20 protein-coding genes are annotated in these 22,297 nt (G+C 69.6%); 6 read left to right on the top strand and 14 right to left on the bottom strand.

Annotation, left to right across the window (positions count from 1 at the left end; all coding sequences use genetic code 11):
* Positions 1-63: 63 nt before the first annotated feature.
* The 3 genes from OHA73_RS26305 to OHA73_RS26295 form a co-directional block, all read right to left on the bottom strand.
* Entirely contained in the window at positions 64-891 is an 828-nt protein-coding gene (locus OHA73_RS26305) for a hypothetical protein (RefSeq protein ID WP_327656279.1), read from the bottom strand.
* 219 nt (positions 892-1,110) lie between these two features.
* Positions 1,111-1,311, bottom strand: coding sequence for a DUF397 domain-containing protein (locus OHA73_RS26300; protein WP_327656278.1), 201 nt, complete (start codon positions 1,309-1,311; stop codon positions 1,111-1,113).
* Complete coding sequence (locus OHA73_RS26295) at positions 1,308-2,120, bottom strand: helix-turn-helix domain-containing protein (protein ID WP_327656277.1); 813 nt, start codon at positions 2,118-2,120, stop codon at positions 1,308-1,310. The genes OHA73_RS26300 and OHA73_RS26295 overlap by 4 nt, the downstream gene beginning before the upstream one ends.
* A 139-nt stretch (positions 2,121-2,259) precedes the next feature.
* On the opposite strand from OHA73_RS26295, the gene OHA73_RS26290 reads away from it, so the two are divergent.
* Positions 2,260-2,586: an ATP-binding protein gene (locus OHA73_RS26290; protein WP_327656276.1), complete on the top strand. Its 327-nt coding sequence runs from the start codon at positions 2,260-2,262 to the stop codon at positions 2,584-2,586.
* A gap of 92 nt (positions 2,587-2,678) precedes the next feature.
* Here OHA73_RS26290 and OHA73_RS26285 read toward each other — a convergent pair whose 3' ends face one another.
* The 6 genes from OHA73_RS26285 to OHA73_RS26260 all read right to left on the bottom strand — a co-directional run bounded on the left by OHA73_RS26285 (position 2,679) and on the right by OHA73_RS26260 (position 10,779).
* Entirely contained in the window at positions 2,679-3,896 is a 1,218-nt protein-coding gene (locus OHA73_RS26285; RefSeq protein ID WP_327656275.1) for a restriction endonuclease subunit S, read from the bottom strand.
* A complete protein-coding gene (locus OHA73_RS26280; RefSeq protein WP_327656274.1) occupies positions 3,886-6,609 on the bottom strand; it encodes a type I restriction-modification system subunit M in 2,724 nt (907 codons plus the stop codon). The genes OHA73_RS26285 and OHA73_RS26280 overlap by 11 nt, the downstream gene beginning before the upstream one ends.
* Positions 6,610-6,742: 133 nt before the next feature.
* Positions 6,743-7,456, bottom strand: coding sequence for an RloB family protein (locus OHA73_RS26275; protein ID WP_327656273.1), 714 nt, complete (start codon positions 7,454-7,456; stop codon positions 6,743-6,745).
* Positions 7,456-8,733 carry an AAA family ATPase gene (locus OHA73_RS26270; RefSeq protein WP_327656272.1) on the bottom strand — a complete coding sequence of 426 codons (1,278 nt, stop codon included), beginning with the start codon at positions 8,731-8,733 and terminating at the stop codon, positions 7,456-7,458. The genes OHA73_RS26275 and OHA73_RS26270 overlap by 1 nt, the downstream gene beginning before the upstream one ends.
* Before the next feature lie 61 nt (positions 8,734-8,794).
* Positions 8,795-9,478, bottom strand: a complete 684-nt coding sequence (locus tag OHA73_RS26265; RefSeq protein ID WP_266713216.1) for a LuxR C-terminal-related transcriptional regulator — start codon at positions 9,476-9,478, stop codon at positions 8,795-8,797.
* Positions 9,475-10,779, bottom strand: a complete 1,305-nt coding sequence (locus tag OHA73_RS26260) for an ATP-binding protein (RefSeq protein ID WP_266713214.1) — start codon at positions 10,777-10,779, stop codon at positions 9,475-9,477. Before OHA73_RS26260 ends, OHA73_RS26265 begins: the two co-directional genes overlap by 4 nt.
* A gap of 179 nt (positions 10,780-10,958) precedes the next feature.
* On the opposite strand from OHA73_RS26260, the gene OHA73_RS26255 reads away from it, so the two are divergent.
* Positions 10,959-12,263: a PspC domain-containing protein gene (locus OHA73_RS26255; protein WP_266713212.1), complete on the top strand. Its 1,305-nt coding sequence runs from the start codon at positions 10,959-10,961 to the stop codon at positions 12,261-12,263.
* Positions 12,264-12,525: 262 nt separating this feature from the next.
* On the opposite strand, the gene OHA73_RS26245 is transcribed toward OHA73_RS26255, so the two are convergent.
* Together OHA73_RS26245 and OHA73_RS26240 are read right to left on the bottom strand one after the other, a co-directional pair.
* Positions 12,526-13,050 (bottom strand): DoxX family protein, encoded by a 525-nt coding sequence (locus OHA73_RS26245; protein ID WP_327656271.1) that lies wholly within the window; start codon positions 13,048-13,050, stop codon positions 12,526-12,528.
* Between the two features lie 91 nt (positions 13,051-13,141).
* Positions 13,142-14,413: a hypothetical protein gene (locus tag OHA73_RS26240; protein WP_267069495.1), complete on the bottom strand. Its 1,272-nt coding sequence runs from the start codon at positions 14,411-14,413 to the stop codon at positions 13,142-13,144.
* A 148-nt stretch (positions 14,414-14,561) separates the two neighbouring features.
* Between OHA73_RS26240 and OHA73_RS26235 the strand changes: the two genes are divergently transcribed.
* Entirely contained in the window at positions 14,562-15,422 is an 861-nt protein-coding gene (locus tag OHA73_RS26235; RefSeq protein ID WP_266713206.1) for a DUF4429 domain-containing protein, read from the top strand.
* 47 nt (positions 15,423-15,469) lie between these two features.
* On the opposite strand, the gene OHA73_RS26230 is transcribed toward OHA73_RS26235, so the two are convergent.
* Positions 15,470-16,261, bottom strand: coding sequence for a class II aldolase/adducin family protein (locus tag OHA73_RS26230; protein ID WP_266713204.1), 792 nt, complete (start codon positions 16,259-16,261; stop codon positions 15,470-15,472).
* Between the two features lie 118 nt (positions 16,262-16,379).
* Between OHA73_RS26230 and OHA73_RS26225 the strand changes: the two genes are divergently transcribed.
* Entirely contained in the window at positions 16,380-16,868 is a 489-nt protein-coding gene (locus tag OHA73_RS26225; RefSeq protein WP_327656270.1) for a pyridoxamine 5'-phosphate oxidase family protein, read from the top strand.
* Between the two features lie 63 nt (positions 16,869-16,931).
* On the opposite strand, the gene guaA is transcribed toward OHA73_RS26225, so the two are convergent.
* Positions 16,932-18,512 carry a glutamine-hydrolyzing GMP synthase gene (gene guaA / locus OHA73_RS26220; RefSeq protein ID WP_266713200.1) on the bottom strand — a complete coding sequence of 527 codons (1,581 nt, stop codon included), beginning with the start codon at positions 18,510-18,512 and terminating at the stop codon, positions 16,932-16,934.
* Positions 18,513-18,822: 310 nt separating this feature from the next.
* Between guaA and OHA73_RS26215 the strand changes: the two genes are divergently transcribed.
* Together OHA73_RS26215 and OHA73_RS26210 are read left to right on the top strand one after the other, a co-directional pair.
* Positions 18,823-19,089, top strand: a complete 267-nt coding sequence (locus OHA73_RS26215; RefSeq protein WP_266713198.1) for a chorismate mutase — start codon at positions 18,823-18,825, stop codon at positions 19,087-19,089.
* A 328-nt stretch (positions 19,090-19,417) separates the two neighbouring features.
* The gene (locus OHA73_RS26210) at positions 19,418-20,416 is read left to right on the top strand and encodes a peptidase (protein WP_327656269.1); all 999 of its coding nucleotides are present in this window, start codon (positions 19,418-19,420) and stop codon (positions 20,414-20,416) included.
* A gap of 70 nt (positions 20,417-20,486) precedes the next feature.
* Here OHA73_RS26210 and OHA73_RS26205 read toward each other — a convergent pair whose 3' ends face one another.
* The gene (locus tag OHA73_RS26205) at positions 20,487-22,280 is read right to left on the bottom strand and encodes a GMC family oxidoreductase (protein ID WP_327656268.1); all 1,794 of its coding nucleotides are present in this window, start codon (positions 22,278-22,280) and stop codon (positions 20,487-20,489) included.
* Positions 22,281-22,297 lie beyond the last annotated feature (17 nt).

The following is a 22,297-nucleotide window of genomic DNA, read 5'->3' as shown; positions in this document are numbered from 1 at the left end:
TCTATTGTGCGCGTGAGAGCGCTGGGGCGGGGCGGAATTGGCGTGCGACCGGCATCGAACTGGCTAGATCCGTGCGGGTGTCCTGATGTTGGCGGGTCGGCACGCCCGGCACAGGCCGTCGGGGATCGCTTCGGGACGGCCGGGGACGCCGCAGTCCGTGCACTCGACGAGGTTGCGGGGGCGCTCCGCTGACGGCCGGTTCGGGGTGAACCGGGGCCGTTCCGGCGGCAGTTTGTCGCGCAGGCGGCGGGCGACGAAGGCGCGGGGTGAGTGGACGGTCGGAGGCAGCCCGGCCGTCAGGGCGTGGGTGAGGTTGTACGGGGCCGGGTCGCGGGCCAGCCAGGTGGCGGCGAGGTCTTCGAGTGCGGCGCAGTCGCCTGCGGAGAGGGTCAATCGCGGCTCATGCAGGCCCAGTTGGGCGAGGGTTCGGTAGGCGTCGGAGCGTGGTGCGGGCGCCTGTGTCGTGGCCTCTGGCCTTGGCTCCGGTTCCGGTACGTCACCTTCGAGGAAGCGCGCCCACCATTCGTTGCTGCGTGCGGTGCGCGACCAGTAGGTGTGGAACACCCAGCGGGTTGTGCCGTTCTCGGCGCCGGTGTCGGAGAGACGGCGTACGCGGCGCAGATGCCCGGCGAGGGTGAGTTCGTTGAGCGCGGAGCGGACAGCTGCCTGGCCGTAGAGGGGCTGTTCCTTGGCGAGGGTCTTCGCGTCCATGGCGGCGTGCTCGGGGAGCGCGTCGATGAATCCGGCGAGGTAGCGGGCGCGGAGGGGGAGATGGGCGAAGGTGTCGCGGCGGAGGGGCCCCTGGTCGGGAGCGCCGCGTTTTCCGTAGCCGGGGTTGGCCAGGGGGTGTGCGGGGGAAGGCAGGGCAGGGCTAAGGTTTTGGGTAGCCATGAGATCGCTCGCTTCGATCTTGTTGGTCAGACCCCGGCGGGTGTTGGTAGCACCTGGCCGGGGTTGTTTGTTGTCGCGAACGCTAGAGGGTTGCGACTGTGCGTCGCAACCTGATCGCGGAAAGTCACGCGTGCTGGTCGCGGCGGGGAGGGTGGGTGGTGGGTTGAGACCCAACCACCCATTCCCTACAAGCAGAGCTCGGATTTCGCGGCTCGAAGCTCAGACGGTACGAGCGTGCGCCAGGAAGGCGTTCCAGGCGGACGCGGCGGCGGTGAAGGTCGGGCTTTGGGGGCCGAGCTTCGAGTCGCGTATGTGGACAGCGCGAGGGGTGGACTCGCTCCAATCCAGGGCCGCTTCGAGGCATTCGCCGCCCTGACTGTCGCTGTAACTGGACTTGAACCACGTCAGGCGGGCGTTCACAGTTCTTCTGCCACCTTTCTGATGAACTCGGCCGATTCCTCGGGGCTGAGAGCGTGTGTGCGGATCATGTCATGGACCCGGGCGAGCACACTGGCCTTGTCTCCGTCGGCGTACAGGGCGCTGGTTTCCGGACCTTCCACGTACGCGTAGTGCTCAAGGTCAGTCGTCTCCAGGAGCGTGACGCCTCCGTTGAGCGCCACACTGAACGCTCTCCCGTACGGCAGCACCTTGATCGTTACGTTCCTTAACTTACCGAATTCCAGGATCTGTGCGAGCTGTCGCCTCATGGCCTCACGACCGCCGACCATCATCCGCAGCGACGCCTCGTGCAGCACGTAGTTGAACATCACCGTCTGGCGCTCGGTCAGCATCCGCTGCCGCTTGAGGCGGCTCGCCACGCGCTCCTCGATCGTCTCCTCGTCGAGGAGCGGGATGCTCTCGCCGATCAGCGCACGTGCGTACTCCTCCGTCTGGAGCATCCCGGGGATAAGTAGCGGTTGATAGGAGTTGATCGCGATGGCGTCCTTCTCCAGCGCCATGTACTCCTGGGCCCGCTGCGGGTGTGCCTCCGGCTTGAGGAACTCCTGCGCGGCGATGAGTTTCCCGCCTGCTCCGCACATCTGGTCGGCGGTTTGCAGCAACCGCATGGTGGGCTTGCGCCGCCCCGTCTCCATCGACTTGACGTACTCGTAGCCGTAGCCGGTCTCCTTGACCAGGGCCTCTCTGGTGACGCTCGCCTGCTCGCGCCACATCTTGATCTGGTTTCCGCAATACCGCCAGGCGAGATTCGTCTCCATTGACGTCGTCACGCGTACCTCCGCCGGATCACCGTGTACACCATGGGTACAACTACCCAAAGTACAAACGCTGTTACTCCCGAGAGTAGGCGTGGGCCGCGACGGTGGACTCGGCAAACACCGAATCCCCCACGTAAGGACCGGTCCGGGCATGCAGACGAAACTCCCTCAGGACATCGAATGGCGTCTGCCGCGTCATGCACGGAGCGTGAGCCGGACGCGGTTACTGTTCCGGGAGCAGGCGGGTTCATGGGCGCTGCCGCAGGAGATCACGGAGACGGCAGAACTCTTGCTCAGCGAGCTGATGACCAACGCCTACCGCCACGCGCGGGTCCCGGCCGGCCGGGAGATCTGGGCGCGGGCGATCCTGACGGAGGACCGGCTCCGTGTACTGGTGACGGACGCGAGCGTGCACTTCCGGTGCCGCGAACGGCGTCCGTGGAGGATGAGTCGGGTCGGGGGGTGGCGCTGGTGGTGATGTTGGCGGATGAGTGGGGCGCGGAGGGACGCGAGGGCGGCGTGGGCAAGGTGGTGTGGTTCGAACTGGGGCTCACGCCGCCCGAGTAGACGTCAGGCTGCGTCTGACAGTGCCTTGCGGCCGGAGAGCAGGTCGTCGATCAGGCCAGCCTTCGAGAGCCCGAGGTTGGCGAGCGCTTCCCGCTCGCTCGACAGGCGCTCCTCAAAGTGTTCAGCGATCCGCACGACTTGAGCCTGCTCGTCAGAGTTCAGCCTGGGGATCCGCAGGGATTTGACCGCCCTCCCTGAGATCTTCACCATGCTCTCCGACGTCCCCTGGGCACGCGCTTGGATTTGTCGCCGCGCCCGCACCGACCGCAACACAATCTCCAACGCCCTCGGGAGCCATTCCTCACTCACGGGAAGACGCATCATGAGATCGGGATAGATACAGGGGGATCCCACGTCCCTGAACAGCCCGGCCAGGCCGACCAGTTCACGGGTATTGGCCCGACCCATCAAGAGGTCACCAGTCTTCAGCATGGCGAAATGCTTCCGCGACACCGACTTCGGCGCGTTCTTGAGCTGGCGCGCAGCAAAGCCATTAGGCGTCAGGCACCCCAGGCCCAGCATTTGCACGCCCGTCCACTCTGCGACACCGGTCGGCGAATACCCGTTTCGCGGATCACCGCTCAGCGCCTCCTTCAGCTCACCGTCCCAATCACGCCGGGCAAGGTACTTCTCGATAGCGCCTGAACACATCAAGTTCAGCTTGGCGATCGCCGCCTCAACGACTCGCTCCTGCTCGGCCACCGCCCCCAGCACCTCAACGATCCGCCGCTGCTCCGAGAGCGGCGGGACTGGAATGCTGAACTCCCTGAGGTCGGCCTTCGAAATCTTGAACTGCCCACTCGTGCTGCGCATCGCCGATTCGACTTGGCGCCTAAACGCCGGCGCCGAGACAAGAATCCCCAGATAGTCGGCATCGAGAACCTCAGCATCCGGCACCAGGCGGTACACAAGGTCCGGAAACATCAAGCCCTGTCGGACATTCTTCGGCACCACCACGCCGACGCCCACCAACCGCTTCGAGCCGTTGGCCCGCGCCACCAGGACGTCTCGCGGCCGCACTTCCAAGGCTGGTCGCGGCAACAGCGACGCCGGAAGCCTTTTCGCGTCACTCTCCAGGAACGCGCCAGACGTTACGGCCCCGAGGCCCAGGACTCCCCATTCCGAGCCGCCCGGTTCGTACGGCTCGCACACAGGACTCCAGCCCGACTCGATACGCAGCAGGACCTTCTTGAGGGGCACCACTTGGACCTCAGTCGACATAACCCAGCTCCCGCAAAAACCCGTCCAGCGCCCCAGCCGCCTCTTCGCGCCGCTGCTCGATCACCCGCAACGACACCCCGTACTTGTCCTCCCAGAGCCGGTACGCCTCCGCCAACTTCCGCTCCCTGCGCACCAGATGGCCCGCCAACTTGCCCGCGAGGTCATCCCGGAGAATGCCGAGAACAACCCCCGGCTCCCCCGCCCGCTCGGCCAGCTCCCTGCGGGCCCGCGTCAGACGCGCCTCGGCAACGGCGCCAACCCCGGCCGTCTCCGCCCCCGGCAACTCCACCAACGCATCCTGCGTAGCCTGCGCGGCCTTCTTCCCCTTCGGGGACTTGGCGGTCTTCGCCGCCCTCTCGCGCTCGGCGTCCCGCCGCTTCTGGACAGCGGCGACGGGCCAGAAGTCGTTCTCCAGGTCCTCGATCGCGCGCTTGGCCGCAGTGCGCTTCTTCTTCAGGGCGCGCAGCTCAGCGTCAGAAACCAGGGCGTCGAGGAGCGCCTGATCGATCTCACTCTCGGAGTCCTCGGAATCACCCTCGCCCAGCGCAGCCTCCCGCGCCGCCTTCACGGCAGCCTCGGCCTCCTCCGCCTCCGTCACCTTGGCATCGAGCTCCGCAAAGGTCTTGTCGAGCGAGGCCAGGTCCTCCAGGAAGCCGGGCACCATCGCGGCGACCACCTTGTGGTCGTAGGCATGCCTGCGCTCGGCCGCCGAACGCTCGCGCTGACCGCCCGTACGCGGGTCCGGCTCGGGCGCCAGCATGGTCCTGACGGACTCGACCCAGCCGTCCACGACGCCGCTGAAGCCGTTCACGGACAGCGCCTTTAGGTCGTTCTTGCCCTCATGCCACCACCCCGCGACCGCCCCCGCCAGCGCGTACTCGTCCAGCACGCCCACGGACAGCAACCGCCCCTCGAAGGAGCCGATCAACTCCCCGCGGAGTCGCGCGAGTTGTGCCTTGCGCTCCCGCTCGGTGCGATCGTCACCGTCCACCGGAACCAGCCTGGCAATCTGATCCTTCTCGCTCCCCCACCACTCCTCGAAGGCGTCCCAGACCTTCTGCGTGCGCTCGGCGGCCAGCTCCGAGAGGCGCGCGGCGTCCGGACGCCGCTCTCCCTCCGGGAAGTCCACATACCCCGGGTCGTCGCCCCGTACGTCGAACAGGTCCGAGACACCGATCCCGTACGCGTCGAACAGCGGCTTCTTCGCCTCGACCTCGGCCAGCGGCACTCCGCCCACCAAGTGGGCCCGTACATCCTGTGGTTCGGGCGGCGGGGTGTTGTCCACGTACCGGCGGATGTTGAAGTTGCAGCCGTTCGCCTCCAGTGTCTCCCGCGTCACGGCCTTCGCGAAGCCCTCGATGTCCTCGAAGACCTCGTCGTCCTGGAAGGCGTGGAAAGTGGAGACGATCTTCTGGATGTGCTCGGGGAGCAGGACGTTCTGCGCGCGCTCCGCGTGGAACTCACGGTCGGCGTTGATGAAGAGCACCTGCCCGCGCCGGTCCTTGCGCCGCTTGCTCGGTGGCCGCAGCACGAGCACACACGCCGGGATGCCGGTCCCGTAGAAGAGGTTCGGTGCGAGACCGATGACCGCCTCGATCAGGTCGGCCTTCAGCAGCCGCTCACGGATCTTCTGCTCGTCGCCACCGCGGAAAAGCACGCCGTGCGGCATGACGGTGTAGACCGAGCCGCCCTTGGACTTCACCATGTCCAGCATGTGCTGGAGGAACATCAGGTCGGCCTTGCCGCGCTCCGATGTATGGCCATGGGGCATGCGCTCCAGGAGCCGCGGCACCTCCCCCTGCTTGTAGTCCATGGAGAACGGCGGATTGCTCAGAACCAGGTCGAACCCGCCCTCCGGATGGAGCGGATTCGTCAGGGTGTCGCCCGTCCGGAGCGAGAACTTCTTGGCCCCGTGGAAGAGCATGTTCATCGTCGCCATGACCCACGAGCCGCTGTTCGCGTCCTGGCCGGCCAGGCCGAGGTTGCGGGAGTCTCCGCCGTGTTCGTCCACGTACTCCATCGCGTGGATGAGCATGCCGCCCGAGCCGACACACGGGTCGTAGATCCGCATTCCGCTGTCGGGGCGGGCCAGCTCGACCATCATGCGGACGACAGCGCGCGGAGTATAGAACTCACCGCCCTTGCTGCCCGCCGTGTCCGCGAAGTCCTTGATCAGGTACTCGTACGCGGCGCCGATCATGTCGGGGAACTCGAAGTCGTCCCCGCGCAGCCGGATGCTGCCGAAATGCTCGATCAGCGCCTGGAGACGCTTGTCGGCGAGGGCCGCCGCGCTGCCCCCGCTGCCGCCACCGATACGGTTGAAGTGAACGTGGGCGAACAGGCCGCGCAGCTCGCTGTTGCCGCCCTCCCGCTCTAGGGCGTCGAGGGCGGGCTGCAAGTACTCGGTGGCCACGTTGTCGACGGCACCCGCCAGGCGCTCCCACCGCGCCGCCTCCGGCACGAAGATCACGCCACGTTCGCGGTACAGCTCGTACGACTCCGCCAGCTCCTCCGCTTCCTCCTGGGTCTCGCCCTCCGCGACCAGCTCCTTGATGATCGCGTCGCGCGCCACCTCGAACTCGTCGTTTACTCGCTTGAGGAAGAGCAGCACGAAAATGAAGTCGCGGTACTCGGCGGCGTCCATCGTGCCGCGCAGGATGTCGGCCGCCGCGAAAAGATGGCGTTCCAGCTGCGCGAGCGTGAGCTTGGCCACGTACGGCACTCCCTGAGGTGGTGGCGGACTGAGGGGACCAGTACCGCCCGCAGGGCAGGCGGACCGGTTGCATCCGGAAGCCTAAGGGGTGCGCCGGGTCCGTTTTCACCACGTACGGGAATTCAGCACACGGTCAGTACCCGCTCACATCAAGACCGTCCTCGACGAACCGCCAGACATCGGTGAACGGGTCCCACTGGTTCTGGTCCGTCCGGCCCTCGTGCCGCGCGTTCAGCCGCTGGGCATGGCGCCGTGCCGTCTCATAGCGGCCGTCCAGTTGCCCGGCCATGACCTGCTTCGCCTGCTGATCCGTGACCGTGCGCAGGGACGGGCCGTAGGTCTGGGGGAAGCCGTCCTGCCTGCGCAGCGCGTTCGCCGCGCTGTTGCAGACACCGCCGAGGCGGCTTGTGTAGTTCTGGTAGTGGAGCAGCCGCCACAGTTCGAAGCAGGGGTGGGAGTACGCGACGTGGACGCCCTCGTGCTTGGCGCGGGCGAAGGCGGTGGGAATGTCCTTGTGCTCGTCACGGTCGAACAGGCACCACACCTGCGGCCAGTTCCAGTCGTCCGGCTTGATACTCGCCTTCTTCGCGGCGCGCTGCACTTCCTGCCACTTCCCGACGGCTTCCTCGACGAGCGGGAGGGGCTTGCGGCGCTTGCTGGGGGCGCTGCGGTTCTCGACCGTGCACACGATCTGGTGCCGGGGCTCCTTGCGCTCGCCGTTCTTCATCACGTACGTCACAAAGCCGGGCTCGGTGACCTCGCCCTCCGTGTAAACGAAGACCTCCCGCCTCAGGGCCCGTGCTTTCTTGCCGCGCGCAGGATTGTCCCGCCCCCTGTCCCTCGCCATCAGGAACGCTCTGCCTCCCCTGTCGATGCCGAAGATGCCGTCAGCGCAGCCAGCACCTCGCGGCCGAGTTGTCCCTGGTCGACCTGGGGCACGGCCCCGTAAGCGCCGGCGAGGTAGGAGTCCTCAAGGTCCTCCTCGGGGCCGGGGTCGAGATCGCTGAGCGGGAACAGCTCCGTGGCCCCCCGCTTGTCCTTCTCCGTCAGCCAGATCTGGCCCGGTTCGAGGAAGCGGCCACCGCGCGGGGTCTTGAGGAGCGAGGCGTCGTGCGAGGTGAAGACCAGTTGGGCGCCCTGCGGATTGGACCAGGGGGCCTGGAAGAGGCGTACGACCTCGGCGGCGAATTTGGGATGGAGGCTGGCGTCCAGCTCGTCGATCAACAGCACGGCGCCACTGTCGAGGGCGAGGAGCAGCGGCCCGATGAGCGCGAACCACGACCGCGTGCCATACGACTCCTTGTCCCAGTCGAAGGCGACCGCGTCGCTGTCCGAACTACCGTGCAAGAGTCGGACCTTGGGGGCGGAGTTGCCCGGTGCCCGCTCCACCTCGGCGCCTCGGATGCCGAGGTCGGCCACGCGCAGCAGCTCCTGCACCCGGCCCCGGTTCTTCCCGTCGAGGAGCTGGCGGGCCGTGTAGGCCTCACGCTTCTTCAGCTCCGTCTCGGGCGTGATGTCCCAGAGATTCGACCTGAACCAGTGGAAGATCCGAGTGAGTTGGGGGTGGTTGTCGTTGGCCGCCCGGCTCAGCAGCAAGGCGTCCTGGCGGGTCGTACGGGCGAGGAGGGCGCGCTCCTGAAGACGTTCACCCGGGAACTCGAACACGGTGTCCCTCGACGCGTCACGGTCGAGCCAGACCTGCCTGCGCCCCTTGGGGTACGCGTGCAGCCACTCCGACTCGACACGCCTGTCGCTGAGTTCGAAACCGTAGGTCCAGCGCACGCCGTCGTCGAGCACGAAGTCTGCTTCGTAGAAAGTGCTCTCGTCGGTGGATTCGCTGTCCAACGCGAACGGTTCACGGTCGGGGATTCCGGAGTACGACGTCCACCGGCCGTAGGAGTCGACGACGGCCTGCTGCATCTTCTTCAACGCGGTGATGACGTTGGACTTCCCGGAGGCGTTCGCGCCGAAGACCCCTATCACCGGGTAGACCTGAAGGGTCTTGCCGTCCGACAGCTCCACCGTGCGGGCCGCGTCCGACTCCTCGCCCTGGGGTACGACGAAGGACAGCTCCTGCTCGTCGCGCAGTGACCGCACATTGGCTGTGCGGAATCGCAGCAGCATGCCGCCCTCCTCCCGTCGGGCACAGGGTAACCGTGTGATCGCGGGCCCGCCTACCGGACCGTCACACCAACCGTCGCGCCGTCGCCCACCGCGTCAGCTCGTGCCGGTTCGAGAGCTGGAGCTTGCGCAGCACCGCAGAGACGTGCGACTCGACCGTCTTGACGGAGATGAAGAGCTGCTTGGCGATCTCCTTGTACGCGTAGCCGCGCGCGATGAGGCGCAGGACCTCGCGCTCGCGCTGGGTGAGGCGGTCGAGGTCCTCGTCCACCGGCGGCGCGTCCGTCGAGGCGAAGGCGTCGAGGACGAAACCGGCGAGGCGTGGCGAGAACACCGCGTCGCCCTCCTGGACGCGGAAGATGGAGTTCACGAGGTCCGTGCCGGTGATCGTCTTCGTGACGTAGCCGCGGGCGCCGCCCCGGATCACGCCGATCACGTCCTCCGCCGCGTCCGAGACCGACAGCGCCAGGAAGCGCACCGGGTTCTCCGCGTCCCCCATCATCTGGGCGCTGCGGCGCAGCACTTCGACGCCTCCGCCACCGGGAAGGTGCACGTCGAGGAGCACCACCTCGGGCCTTGTCGCCGTGATCACCGTGATCGCCTGGTCGACGTCGGCGGCCTCGCCGACCACCTCGACGCCCGTCTCCTCGGTGCGGCCGATCTCCGCCTGGACGCCGGTGCGGAACATCCGGTGGTCGTCGACCAGGACCACTCGTACTCGTCGCGTCTGAGCTGCCTCGTCGGTCATGACGTCCCTTCCGCCCTCTTCATGGTCAGTTCGACCTCGGTGCCGCCGTCCGGTACCGCCCGCAGCCGGGCCGTCCCGCCGTTGCGTTCCATCCGGCCGATGATGGATTCTCTTACGCCCATGCGGTCGGGCGGGATGGAGTCGAGGTCGAAGCCGGGTCCCCGGTCACGTACGGAGACGAAGACCTCTTCCCCGTCGACGTCGCCCTCGACCTCCGCGTACACCTGGACCGCGCCGCCCACGCCACCGTACTTGGCGGCGTTCACCATCGCTTCCCTCGCGGCCTGCATCTGTGCCGACAACTGCTCGTCGAGCAGGGTGTCGCCCACCACCACGACCTCCAGCGGGACCCCGTGCTTGTCCTCGACCTCGGCCGCGTTGCGCTTCACCGCCTCCGCCACGGTCTCCGGCTCCTGCGGGTTCTCCGCGGCGGCCGGTTTGTAGAGCCACGCCCGCAGGTCGCGTTCCTGGGCGCGGGCGAGGCGGCGCACCTCGGCCGGGCTGTCCGCGTTGCGCTGGATCAGGGTGAGCGTGTGCAGGACCGAGTCGTGCACATGGGCCGCGACCTCCGCCCGCTCCTGCGCGCGGATGCGCATCAGGCGTTCCTCGGAGAGGTCCTGCGTCATCCGGATCAGGTAGGGGCCGGCAAGAAGCGCGATGCCCACGATGACGGCGAGCGCCGCCTGGAGGATCGGGCCGATGTGCTCGGTGGCGCCCTGCGTGACGAAGACGCCGGTGACGCCCACGCCGACGAGCAGCACGCCGGAGGCCGCGCGGGCCAGGCTCAGCGTGCGCTTGCGGCGGCCGACCTCCATCCAGCGGGCCCTGCGCGCGTTGTCGGCCTGCCGCCAGACGAGGGCGACGCCCGCGGCGACGAGCACGGTGGGGATCAGATACGCCTTGGTGTTGCCGGTCAGGTTCACGTTCTCCACGAAGATCATCGCTACGACGACCATCAGGAGCAGGGCGAGGATCTGGCCCTTGTCCGGCTTGCGCGTCACCAGCCGGCGGCGGCCGTCGGGGGACGTCTCCGTACTGAGGACGGGCGGGCGGTCCGCGCCGACGCCGCCCACGCCGAGCGGCACGAAGAACCAGAACGCCGCGTACAGCAGCGCCCCGAGCCCGTCCGCCATGAACAGGCCGACGAAGACCAGGCGCACCCAGATCACCGGCAGCCCGAGATGCCCCGCGAGGCCCCGCGCGACTCCGCCCAGCCAGCGTCCGTCGCTGCTGCGGTAGAGCTTGCGCGGCGGCCGCGGGTCTCGGTCCTCGGCGAGGGGGGCGGTCGCTGCTTCCGGCATGCCACCGATCGTCACACGCGGGAGAGGGGCCGGGCATCAGGGTCGGCCCCGGATACTTCCCTGATCTTCGGGCCCGGGGTCGTGGCCGCGGGTGACGCCGAGGACTCAGGGACGATCTCAGGGTTCGGCCAGGGTTGTCCCGACTGCCGCGGACGGGCCTCGGCCGTCACGATGTACGTATGACGGAGCAGCCTCCTCAGGACACGGACACCGTGGCCCCCGAACCGCCCCCGGCCAGGTCACTGCGCGGATTCCGCAGGGACCGGCGGTACAAGACGCTGGGCGGGGTGTGCGCGGGGCTCGGCCGGCAGTGCGACATGGACCCGGTGATCTTCCGCATCGGCCTGTCGGTGCTCTCGGTGACCGGCGGCGTCGGGCTGATCTTCTACGGCTTCGCGTGGCTGTTCGCGCCGTACGACGACGAGGACGAGAACGAGTTCCGCAAGCTCCTCACGGGGCGGGTGGACGGCCCTGGGCTCGCCGCGATCGTCACCGCGCTCGTCGGCTGCGGGGTGTTCCTCTCCATGCTCAACAACGGAGGCGCGCTGACCTTCGCCGTCGTACTCGCCCTGTTGCTGGCCGGCGCCGGCTACTGGTCGCAGGCGCGGCGCGGCGCCGACCCGGACCCGGTGGCGGCCCAGGCCGTCGCGGACGCGCCGCCGGAGGCGCAGGCGCCGCCGGTCGCGCGCGGGCCTTCGTGGTGGCGCGACCCGATCGTGAAGGACGGTACGCACGACGGCGCCACCGGCTACCTGTGGGGTCCGCCCGGCGCCGATGAACGCCCGGCGGCCCGGTTCGGCTCCTGGCGCGGGCCCGTCGCCGCAGGGCCGGCCGCGCCACCGCAGCCGTCCGGACCGCGTGGCATCGGCGCGCTCACGTTCCTCGGGGCGCTGATCGCCGGCGCCGTCGGCACGGGCGTCACGTGGGACGAGCGCACGTTCAGCGCCAGCCTGCAGACCGGCCTCGCCTGCGCGCTCGCCGTGTTCGGCCTGGGCATCGCGGTGAGCGCCTTCCGCGGCCGCACCGGGGTCGGCTCGATCCTCCTCGCGCTGATCACGGCGGGCCTGCTCACGGCGTCCGCCGCGCTGCCCGCGAACATCAGCACGGAGTGGGCGGAGCGGAACTGGAACCCGGCGAGCGCCACGGACCTGCGCCAGAGCTACGAACTGGGCTCGGGCGACGGCACGCTCGACCTGTCCGGTGTGGACCTCGCCGAGCACGCGACCGCGACCACCCACGTCGAGGTCGGCGCGGGTCGGGCGACGATCGTGCTGCCGCCGGACGCGGACGCGGAACTGCACCTCGAGGTCGGGGTCGGGGCCATCCGGCTCCCCGAGGACGTGTCGCGCGACGTGGACATCCGGCCGGGCCTCGACCGGAACATCACGATTCCGGCGCGGGGCGACGGAGCGAAGGACGCCGGCACCCTCAAGGTGCACGTCGAGGTCGGGCTCGGACAGGTGGAGGTGGACCGTGCGAAGTGAATTCCATCCGGGCCGGCTGGTCGCGGGCCTGGTCCTGATGACGACGGCGGTCGTCTACTTCGGCGACGCGGGGGGCGCGTGGGACACGCCGTGGTTCGCCGGGATCCCGCTGGTGTGCGGGGGCCTTTGCCTGGCGGCGGTCGTCGGAATGGTTCGGCGGATGACGGGGTTGCGCTCCCGGGGCTCCGCCCCGGACCCCGCGGGCTCTCGTTCGACAACGGGGCTCAATAAGTAGCGCCCCGCGGCCTCAACGCCCTCCGCCTCAATACCCGGACGACCTGGCCCTCCGGCCCCGCCACCACGAATCCACCGACCACACCGCCGCCCCCGCCAAAACCAAAGGCAGCCACGCCATCAGATACGCCAAGTCGTTCCCGAGGTAATACGGCTCCGTCGCCCAACTCACCGTCAACCACAGGCTCAGCGAGATCAACGCCCCACCGACCGCCGCGAGCCGCGTAAGAACTCCGAGCAGCGCCCCGACCCCGACCGCCAGTTCGCCGAAGGCGATCGCGTAGCCGAACCCCGACGGCGACTTCAGCGCGAGGTCGACCAGCGCCGGGATCGCGGACGTGTCCCGCACGCCCCGCATCTGGTCACCGATCGAGCCGCTCCCACTGGCCTTGAAGAACGCGCTGTCGGTGAGCTTGTCGAAGGCAGCGTAGATGAACGTGACGCCGAGGAAGATGCGCAACGGCACGAGCGCGTACCTCTGCGCCGCGTCGCGCCGGCCTCCGGACGGTGGGCCGTAGTTCGTGGTCAGGTCGGATCGCATGCCGTGCGCCATAGCCGCTCCGCCGCCTCTCGGGCCTGGTGTCTTTACCTGACCATACGTACGAGAGCACGCCCGGGCTCACTACGGAAGCCGATCGGCCCCTTCAGTCGACGACGTCGATGCCGCACCGGTTCGTCTCGACGCCCGCCGCCGTGATCACCTGCACCTCGACCCGCCCCGGCTCCACATCCACCGGGACAGGCACCGTGAGCAGCGCGTCGGTCGGGTTGGTGAAGCCGCCGGCGACCGGGACGAGCGGCACATGGACGTGGACCGGCCCGATCCGCACGGCGACCCGCGCGAGCTGGTCCACGGTGCCCGCCCCTGCCGGCACGAATCCGGCGCCACGGATCTCGATGTCGTCGCCGGTGCGGATCGGCGCGTCCAGGTCACCGGCCTCCCGCGCCCGCACCACGGAGAGGATCGCCGGTCGGCCGCCCTCCGCGTACTTGCCGGTGAGATACGTCGCCGCGGACACGGCCACCAGGACCGCGAGGGACCACGGCAGGTCCGGCAGCTGGTCGGGACGGCGGGCGAGGCGGACGACCGCCCAGACGACGACGGCCGCGCCCACGGCGGCGTACTGGATGTCCGTGAAGCTGCCGCGTCCGGAGTCGTCGGTGAGCAGGTCGGCGGCGCGCGGCCGCGGCGCCCGGAGCTTCTGGAGCCGCTGCCCGCCGACGCGGACCCCCACCACCCGCCGTACGAGCACGGCCACCGCGCACACCACCGCGAGCACCGTCAACAGACCTGCCCCACGCGCGAGTTCGAGGCCGTCGATGAGCGCGTCACGCCGCGCGGGCCCCGAGGCGAGCGCCAGTTCACCGGCGAGGACGAGGACCGCGTACAAGGTCGGCAGGAGCACACCGCACGCCACCGCGCGCGAGGTCGACAGGCGGTTGTCCTCGCCGATCAGCGGCGCGAGCATGCCGCCGCGCGCCCGGTGCAGATACCCGGCCGCTGTGAGCAGCCCGCCCACCACCAGCGCGGCCACGAGCCCCGCCGTGCGGGCGGCGGTCCAGCCGGCGCCGATCGCGGTGAGCGACTGGGTGATCAGCAGCGCGACCACGCCGCCCCACACCACGCACAGCGTGCGCGGCCACAGTTGGGTGAACCAGGCCACGCCCTCCTCGCGGCCGCGGTCGGCCATCGCCCGTGCGGACTGGGTGAGTTCGTCGGAGATCCACTGCCGGGACGCACCTGCCGAGTGCGCGACGGCCGCGGGCAGGCCCTGGCCCGCCGCCAACTCGTCCCGCTTCGCGGCGAATCGGGCCACAGCCCTGCGGTGCCCCTCACGCGCCCCGCGCGGACAGTCGCCGCAGGTGCACCCGCCCTCGTGCGCCGTCCGGTCGTTCCGCGCTTCCTGCACCGCCACTGCCGCCCCCACCCTCGTCAACTTCCGCACCCTGAAGGGGAATTGTGCCGCACGCCGGGGGCGCGAGGACGCACGGGCTCACCCCTCAGGAGTGAATGGCTTTGACCTGCATTGACCGGAGTGTTGACGTCGCTGCGAGAATTTCCGTATGGCCGAGATCATCCAGCGGGACGGAACCTGGGCCTTCGACGGAACCAGGGTCCGCATCACCCCGGGTCTGCACCGGTCGGTCGCCCTGCTGCGGCAGACCTACGGCGAGATCGACGTGCCGCTCACCGCCGTGGCCGGTGTCGCCTACGAACCCGAGCGCAAGCGCGGCCGGCTGCGCCTCACCCTGCGCGAGGCCGCCGATCCGCTCCTCCAGGCCACCGGCGGCCGCCTCCCGGAGACCGCCGACCCGTACCGGCTCACGGTCGACGCGGACCGCTCCGGGGTCGCCGAATACGTCGCCGAGGAGATCCGCCAAGCCCTGTTGCTCGAACAACTCCCGCCGGGCCCCGCCGAGTCGTACCTCGTCCCGGGCCCCGCCGTGCCGGTCTCGGTGCGCTCCAGCGACGGCCTCGTCTCCTTCGACGGCAGCCGGGTCCGCATCGACTGGAGCGAGACCTCGGACCGGGTGAAGCGCTCCACGGGCCCGCGCGTCATCGCGCTCGACGACCTCGACGAGGTGGAGTGGGTCCCCAACTCCGGCTACGAGGACGGGGTGCTGCGCTTCGTCCCCAAGGGCTCGCCGTACACCAAGCTGCCGCCGGAGAAGGACTCGTACGCCCTCGACCTGTGGGGCAACGCCCGCAAGGACCTGCTGACCGCCCTCGTCGCCGCGGCGGTCACCGCCCGGCTCCCGCACCCCTCGGCGCCCCGCGGCACTCCCCCGCTGCTGCCGCACAGGACCGACCACGACGTACTGCTGCGGCGGCTGCGGGAGTTGGGCGAGCTGCACCGCCAGAACGTGCTCACGGACGAGGAGTTCGCGACGACGAAACGGGCGGTGCTGCGCGACTTCCGGTGATCAGCAGCTACTCAAGGGGCGACGACAGCAGAGTTACGGCAGCAGGGCTACGACAGCAGATCCGGCTCGCTGCGCGAGATGTCCTGCCACAGGCTCTGGTAGTTGATCCAGCCCACCAGGTCGCTGCCCGTCTGCTCGCGGGTCGCCACCGCCTGCCGCCGGTCGATCAGCACCGGTCGCCCCGCCGAGCGCGCCGCCAACTGCACCTGGCAGGCCCGCTCCAGAGCGATGAACCACCAGGCCGCCGCGTCCACCGAGTCGCCCACCGTGAGCAGCCCGTGGTTGCGCAGCACGAGCGCCTTGTTCGAGCTGAGCGCGACGGCGATCCGCTTGCTCTCCTCCGGGTCCACGCCGACGCCCGTGTACTCGTCGAGCAGCGCGTGGTCCTCGTAGAACGCGCAGGCCTCCTGCGTGATCGGCTCGACCAGCTCGCCGAGCGCGGCCACGGCGCGGCCGTACGTGGAGTGGCAGTGCGCGACCGCGACCACCTCGGGGCGGGCCCGGTGCACCGCGACGTGCGTGGTGAAGGCGGCCTGGTTGACGTGGAAGCGGCCGTCCACGACCTGCCCGTCCCCATTGGCGAGGACGAGGTCGCCGACCGTGACGTGCTTGAAGGGCACGCCGAACGGATTGACCCAGTAGCAGTCGTCGTACTCCGGGTCGCGGGCGGTGATGTGCCCGGAGACCCCCTCCTCGTACCCCAGCCGCCCGAAGATGCGCAGGGCGCCGGCCAGCCGCTCCTTGCGGTACCTGCGCTCGTCGGCGTAACTCTCGTGCACGGGCGGCATCGCGAACTTGAGCTGGTCGTGGGGTATCGGGGCGAGGTTCTGCGTCGACATGGTGCGGAAGGTACCTCCGCGACCCGCAAGGTGACAGGGCCGATGTGTGAAAAGAATGCGGCGAAACGCGCAGGGATACCGGACAGGGGATGTCGGCATTACGCGCGAGACTCGCTCCATGACGTCGAATGCGGCCACCTGGGCCACCTTCACCGAAGCCGAACCGGACCTCGCCAAGACCGTCGAGGACCGCTTCGGGCAGCACATCCACCACGTACTGGCCACGCTCCGCAAGGACGGCTCGCCGCGCACCAGCGGCCTCGAAGTCCGTTTCCTGAACGGGGAGTTCTGGCTCGGCATGATGCCCGGCTCGCTCAAGGCCCGCGATCTGCTGCGCGACCCGCGGTTCGCGGTGCAGGCCAATCCGGGCGAGGGCATGACCATGGGCGGCGGCGACGCCCGGATCAGCGGCCGGGCGCAGCTGGTCGAGGACGCCGCGACCGTCTCCCGCTACACCGACCAGGTCACCGTCCCTGACCCGAACGACTTCCACCTGTTCCGCACCGAACTGACCGAGGTCACCAGGACCTACGTCGAGGACGACAAGTACCTGGTGGTGCAGGTCTGGACGCCGGGTGAGGCGGTCCGGGTCATGAAGCGCTCGTGACACACGTGAAGGGCGCCGCCCACCTCTCGGTGCGCGGCGCCCTTCAGGATGCTGCCGTGGGGACTACTCCCACTCGATGGTGCCCGGGGGCTTCGACGTCACGTCGAGCACGACCCGGTTGACGTCCTTGACCTCGTTCGTGATCCGCGTCGAGATCTTCGAGAGCACGTCGTACGGCATCCGCGTCCAGTCCGCCGTCATGGCGTCCTCGGAGGAGACGGGACGCAGGACGATCGGGTGGCCGTACGTGCGGCCGTCGCCCTGGACGCCGACGCTGCGGACGTCCGCGAGCAGGACCACCGGGCACTGCCAGATCTCGCGGTCGAGGCCGGCCGTGGTCAGCTCCTCGCGGGCGATGGCGTCGGCCTCGCGGAGCAGGTCCAGGCGGTCCTTGGTGACCTCGCCGACGATGCGGATGCCGAGACCGGGGCCGGGGAACGGCTGGCGCTGGACGATCTCGTCCGGCAGGCCCAGCTCGGCGCCGACGCTGCGGACCTCGTCCTTGAACAGCTGGCGCAGCGGCTCGACGAGCTCGAACTCGATGTCGTCGGGAAGGCCGCCCACGTTGTGGTGCGACTTGATGTTCGCGGTGCCGGTGCCGCCACCGGACTCGACGACGTCCGGGTAGAGCGTGCCCTGGACCAGGAACGCGACCTCCGGGCCGTCCTCCTGGAGGATCTCCAGCTGCGCCTGCTCGAAGACGCGGATGAACTCCCGGCCGATGATCTTGCGCTTCTCCTCGGGGTCGGAGACCCCGGCGAGCGCGTTCAGGAACCGCTCGGACGCGTCGACGACCTTCAGCTTCGCGCCGGTCGCGGCGACGAAGTCCTTCTCGACCTGCTCGGTCTCGCCCTTGCGCATCAGACCGTGGTCCACGTACACACAGGTCAGCTGGTCGCCGATGGCCTTCTGCACGAGGGCCGCGGCGACCGCGGAGTCCACACCGCCGGACAGACCGCAGACGGCGCGCTTGTCGCCGACCTGGGCGCGGATCGCGGCGACCTGCTCCTCGATGACGCTGCCCGTCGTCCAGCTCGGCTCGATGCCGGCGCCGCGGTACAGGAAGTGCTCGAGCACCTGCTGGCCGTGCGTCGAGTGCATGACCTCCGGGTGGTACTGGACCCCGTACAGCTTCTTCTCGTCGTTCTCGAAGGCGGCGACCGGTACGACGTCCGTGGACGCGGTGACGGTGAAGCCCTCGGGCGCCGCGGAGCAGGCGTCGCCGTGCGACATCCACACGGGCTGCTCGACGGGGGTGCCCTCGAAGAGCGTCGAGTCGCCCTTCGACACGGAGAGCGGGGTGCGGCCGTACTCGCGGGCGCCGTTGTCGTCGACGGTGCCGCCGAGGGCCGTGGCCATCAGCTGGAAGCCGTAGCACATGCCGAAGACGGGGACGCCGGCCTCGAAGATCGCGCGGTCCAGGCGCGGGGCGCCCTCCGCGTAGACCGACGAGGGGCCGCCGGAGAGGATGATCGCCGCCGGGTTCTTGGCGAGCATCTCCGCGACCGGCATGGTGCTCGGCACGATCTCGCTGTAGACCCGGGCCTCACGGACGCGGCGGGCGATGAGCTGGGCGTACTGCGCACCGAAGTCGACGACCAGAACGGTGTCGGGGGCGGCGGCAGCGGAAGTCGCTGATGACACGGGTTGCCTTCCGGCGGCTTAGCAGGGGGTCGTGTGGCCGATTCTACCGGGTACGTCACCCGTGGTCGGCGTCGCGGGGCCCCGTCCCGGACCCCGGCTGCTCAATCGCCGCAGGGGCTATAGTGGCCGCATGTTCTCGCACACGACCTACGTCTTTATCTATGGCAGCCGGCCCGCCGGATGCCATGGTTGTGTTGCTTGAGTTACTGACCAGCGACTTTCCCAGGCGCCCCGGGCCGACAAGGCCCGGGGCGTCTGGCGTTTCCGGGACCTGTCGATCCGGGGCTCCCACCACACCCGAGGAGCCCTCATGACCGCCACGACCGAGAACACCACCGCCGACGTCATCTCCGGCGCCCGCGAGCGCATCGACGCGCTCGACGACCGGATCATCGGCCTCGTCCAGGAACGCATGGCCGTCTCCGCCGTCGTCCAGGAGGCGCGGATCGCCTCGGGCGGGCGGCGGGTGCACCTGTCGCGCGAGAACGAGGTGCTCGGGCGCTACAGGGACGCGATCGGCAAGCCCGGCACCTCGCTCGCCATGACGCTGCTCGAACTGTGCCGGGGCCGGGCCTGACCGGCGGGGGCACCTCAGTTCGGTTGCGCCCTCACCCATACGGCGCGTGACCCGTTGGCACAGGCTTCGTTGGTCCCGGTGTCCGTGCCAGCCAGGGGCGGGCCGATCGAACCACGCGTGGCTCCGCTGGAGCGTTGAGACGTCACGGGTCATGCCGTACGTCGTGGGACCTCGCTCCAGACAAGTGACCGGACGGCAGGGGACAGCAGCCCGGTCACACCAGAGAACGGTCGGCCTCGGGGACGCCCGAGGCCGACCGGACTCCCGTACAACCCTTTTTGGCCATCACGGGTCACTTCAGCGGAATCTCCCAGCCTCTGAGGACCCGATGAAACTTCGTCGCGCACTGTTGTCCGCGGCCGCGACCGCCGCGCTCGCCCCGATCGCCCTGTTGTCCGCTCCGGCCGCGTTCGCGGACGGAGCGCCTTCGGACACGACGTCCACCGAGACCGCGTCGCCCGATCCGTCAGCGAGCGAGTCCGCGTCGCCGAGCGCCTCTGCGTCGCCCAGTGCGTCCGCTCCGGACATCCCCTCGACCGATCCGACCACGTCAAAGCCCGCGCCGCCGGAGGCGAAGAAGGCGGGCGACGAGAAGACCGAGCCGTCCGACGAGTGCACCGCGGCCGAGGACAGCCCCGGCACCCTCGCCGAGCTGCGCGGGCTCCCGTCGAAGCTCGTCGCCGGTTCCGGGTGGCACGGCTTCACGTTCCGCGTCACGAACATGACCGACCAGGAGTTCGTGTCCTCCCGGGCGCAGGTGTACGCGTTCTCGTTCGCCTACGAGGACGAGTCGGACACGAGCCGGTACCTGCGCCTGCAGTGGTTCGACGGCTCCGGGTGGCGGGACCTCGACAACAACGTCGAGCACGACGCGTCGTTCCCGGCCTCCGGCCCCCTCGACCGCGGTGCGCACTCCGACGTGAAGCTGCGCATCTCGGTCGACGCCAAAACTCCGGCCGGCGCCGGTGCCGCGCTCGGCCTCGCGGTGAGCGTGGACCCCGAGGGCGTCTGTGGCGACAGCGTGCCCGAGGACGCGTACTGGGACTTCGACATCCTCGCCGCCGGTACCGCCACCGGCCAGGTGCCGCCGGCCGGCGGCCACACGGGTTCGCCCAAGCCCTCGGCCCCGGCCACGGCAACCCCGTCGGCCTCCGCGTCCAACGCCCCGTCGCCGCAGGCAAGCAGCGCCCCGGCCGACGGCTCGCTCGCCTCGACCGGTGCCGGCTCCGTGCTGCCGACCTTCGGCGCGGCCGCCGGTCTCGCCGTCGTGGCGGGCGGCGGGGTCATGTACGCCGTGCGTCGCCGCAAAGTGAGCAACGAGGCGTAGTCGTCCGTACGTACGAGAAGGACCCGCACTCGGAGGGGGGTGCGGGTCCTTCTCGTATCGCCACAGAGGATCAACTGGGCTGCAGCGGCTCCTTCTTGGGCGGCACCTCCGGCACCGCGAGGAGCGGGAGCCTCAGCGCGCCGAAGGCCTCCGCCGGGACCGCCGGGTTCTTCGGCTGGACGGGCGCGAGCCGCCGGTACGCCGAGCCGATCTCCGGGCGGGTGTCCTCCTCGCCCTTGTTCGGCCAGTACGACAGGGCCCGCTCGGCCTGCGCCGTGATCGTCAGGGACGGGTTCACGCCGAGGTTGGCGGTGACCGCGGCGCCGTCGACGACGGAGATGCCGGGGTGGCCGTAGACCCGGTGGTACGGGTCGATCACGCCGGTCTCCGCGCTGTCGCCGATCGGGCAGCCGCCCAGGAAGTGGGCGGTCAGGGGGGTGCCGATCAGCTCGCCGACGTTCGAGCCCGCGAAGCCGTTGATCTCCGCCGCGATCGCCGAAGCGCCCTCGGTCGCCGCCTTGATCTGCTTGGGGTTGGGGGCGCCGTGCCCCTGCTTCGCGGTGAGCAGGCCCTTGCCGACGCCGTCCTGCTTCAGGTGCGTGGTCAGCGAGTTGTCGAGGGACTGCATGACGAGCCCGATGATGGTCTTCTCCGACCAGCGGCGGTTGGAGAGCGAGCGGACCATCAGGCTGGGGTGCTTGACCACGTTCGCCAGCCAGCCCGCGACGCGCGACGAGCCCTCCGCGTACGGGACCTGGAGGATCGACAGGCCGCCCATCGAGTTCGAGCCCTTGCCGTAGCGGACCGGCTCGATGTGCGTGTTGGCGTCCGGGTGGATCGAGGACGTGATCGCGACGCCCTTGGTGAAGTCGACCTTGGCGGCGCCGTGCGCCTTCTTGTAGCGCCGGTTGGTGGTCTGCGAGCCGACGAGGGCCTCGGAGTTGGTGCGGGTCAGCTCGCCCAACCGCTCGGACAGGTGCGGCAGTTGGCCGCCCGCCTTCATGCGGTGCAGCAGGGTCTGGGTGCCGTACGTGCCAGCCGCGACGACGATCTTGGGCGCGGTGAAGGTGCGGCCCGCCGCCTTCTTGTCGTCCGTGGGCAGCGTCGAGACCGCGTAGCCGCCGCGCGAGTCGTCGGTCACCGAGACGACCGAGGTCATCGGGTGGACGACCGCGCCCGCCTTCTCGGCGAGGTACAGGTAGTTCTCGTTGAGCGTGTTCTTCGCGCCGTGGCGGCAGCCCGTCATGCACTCGCCGCACTCGGTGCACGCCTTGCGGGCGGGGCCCGCGCCACCGAAGTACGGGTCCTCGACCTGCTGGCCGGGGGCGGCCTTCGACTCGCCCTCGGCGTCCTTGCCGTCTCCGAAGAAGACGCCGACGGGCGCCAGGTGGAAGGTGTCGCCGATGCCCATCGACTGGGCGGCCGCCTTCAGGTGCACGTCGGCGGGGGTCATCGTCGGGTTGAGCCGTACGCCGAGCATGCGCTGCCCCTGGTCGTAATACGGCTTCAACTCCTCCTGCCAGTCCGTGATGTGCGCCCACTGCGGGTCCTCGAAGAACTGCTTCGGCGGTACGTAGAGGGTGTTGGCGTAGTTCAGCGAACCGCCGCCGACGCCCGCGCCCGCCAGGACCATGACGTTCCCGAGCAGATGGATGCGCTGGATGCCGTACATGCCGAGCTTCGGCGCCCAGAGGTAGTTCTTCAGGTCCCAGGAGTTCTTGGGGAGGGTGTCCGGGGTGAAGCGGCGCCCCGCTTCGAGGACCCCGACCTTGTAGCCCTTCTCGGCGAGCCGGAGGGCGGACACGGATCCGCCGAAGCCGGAGCCTATGACCACCACGTCGTAGTCGTAGCCGTCCTGCGTCACTTGTACGTTCTCCTTTG

This window comes from Streptomyces sp. NBC_00483 (genome assembly GCF_036013745.1).
Classification (GTDB): domain Bacteria; phylum Actinomycetota; class Actinomycetes; order Streptomycetales; family Streptomycetaceae; genus Streptomyces.
Note: the sequence above shows the minus strand (reverse complement) of the source record. Positions and strands in the feature narration are given on the sequence as shown.

Coding starts and splice junctions, on each gene's coding strand:
- OHA73_RS26270 (WP_327656272.1), bottom strand. CDS start 8,733: ATGCTGCTGCGATTCCGCACAGCCAATGTGCGGTCACTGCGCGACGAG.
- OHA73_RS26265 (WP_266713216.1), bottom strand. CDS start 9,478: ATGACCGACGAGGCAGCTCAGACGCGACGAGTACGAGTGGTCCTGGTC.
- OHA73_RS26290 (WP_327656276.1), top strand. CDS start 2,260: ATGCAGACGAAACTCCCTCAGGACATCGAATGGCGTCTGCCGCGTCAT.
- OHA73_RS26230 (WP_266713204.1), bottom strand. CDS start 16,261: ATGTCGACGCAGAACCTCGCCCCGATACCCCACGACCAGCTCAAGTTC.
- OHA73_RS26215 (WP_266713198.1), top strand. CDS start 18,823: ATGACCGCCACGACCGAGAACACCACCGCCGACGTCATCTCCGGCGCC.
- OHA73_RS26275 (WP_327656273.1), bottom strand. CDS start 7,456: ATGGCGAGGGACAGGGGGCGGGACAATCCTGCGCGCGGCAAGAAAGCA.
- OHA73_RS26305 (WP_327656279.1), bottom strand. CDS start 891: ATGGCTACCCAAAACCTTAGCCCTGCCCTGCCTTCCCCCGCACACCCC.
- OHA73_RS26235 (WP_266713206.1), top strand. CDS start 14,562: ATGGCCGAGATCATCCAGCGGGACGGAACCTGGGCCTTCGACGGAACC.
- OHA73_RS26225 (WP_327656270.1), top strand. CDS start 16,380: ATGACGTCGAATGCGGCCACCTGGGCCACCTTCACCGAAGCCGAACCG.
- OHA73_RS26210 (WP_327656269.1), top strand. CDS start 19,418: ATGAAACTTCGTCGCGCACTGTTGTCCGCGGCCGCGACCGCCGCGCTC.
- OHA73_RS26245 (WP_327656271.1), bottom strand. CDS start 13,050: ATGGCGCACGGCATGCGATCCGACCTGACCACGAACTACGGCCCACCG.
- OHA73_RS26255 (WP_266713212.1), top strand. CDS start 10,959: ATGACGGAGCAGCCTCCTCAGGACACGGACACCGTGGCCCCCGAACCG.
- OHA73_RS26260 (WP_266713214.1), bottom strand. CDS start 10,779: ATGCCGGAAGCAGCGACCGCCCCCCTCGCCGAGGACCGAGACCCGCGG.
- OHA73_RS26285 (WP_327656275.1), bottom strand. CDS start 3,896: ATGTCGACTGAGGTCCAAGTGGTGCCCCTCAAGAAGGTCCTGCTGCGT.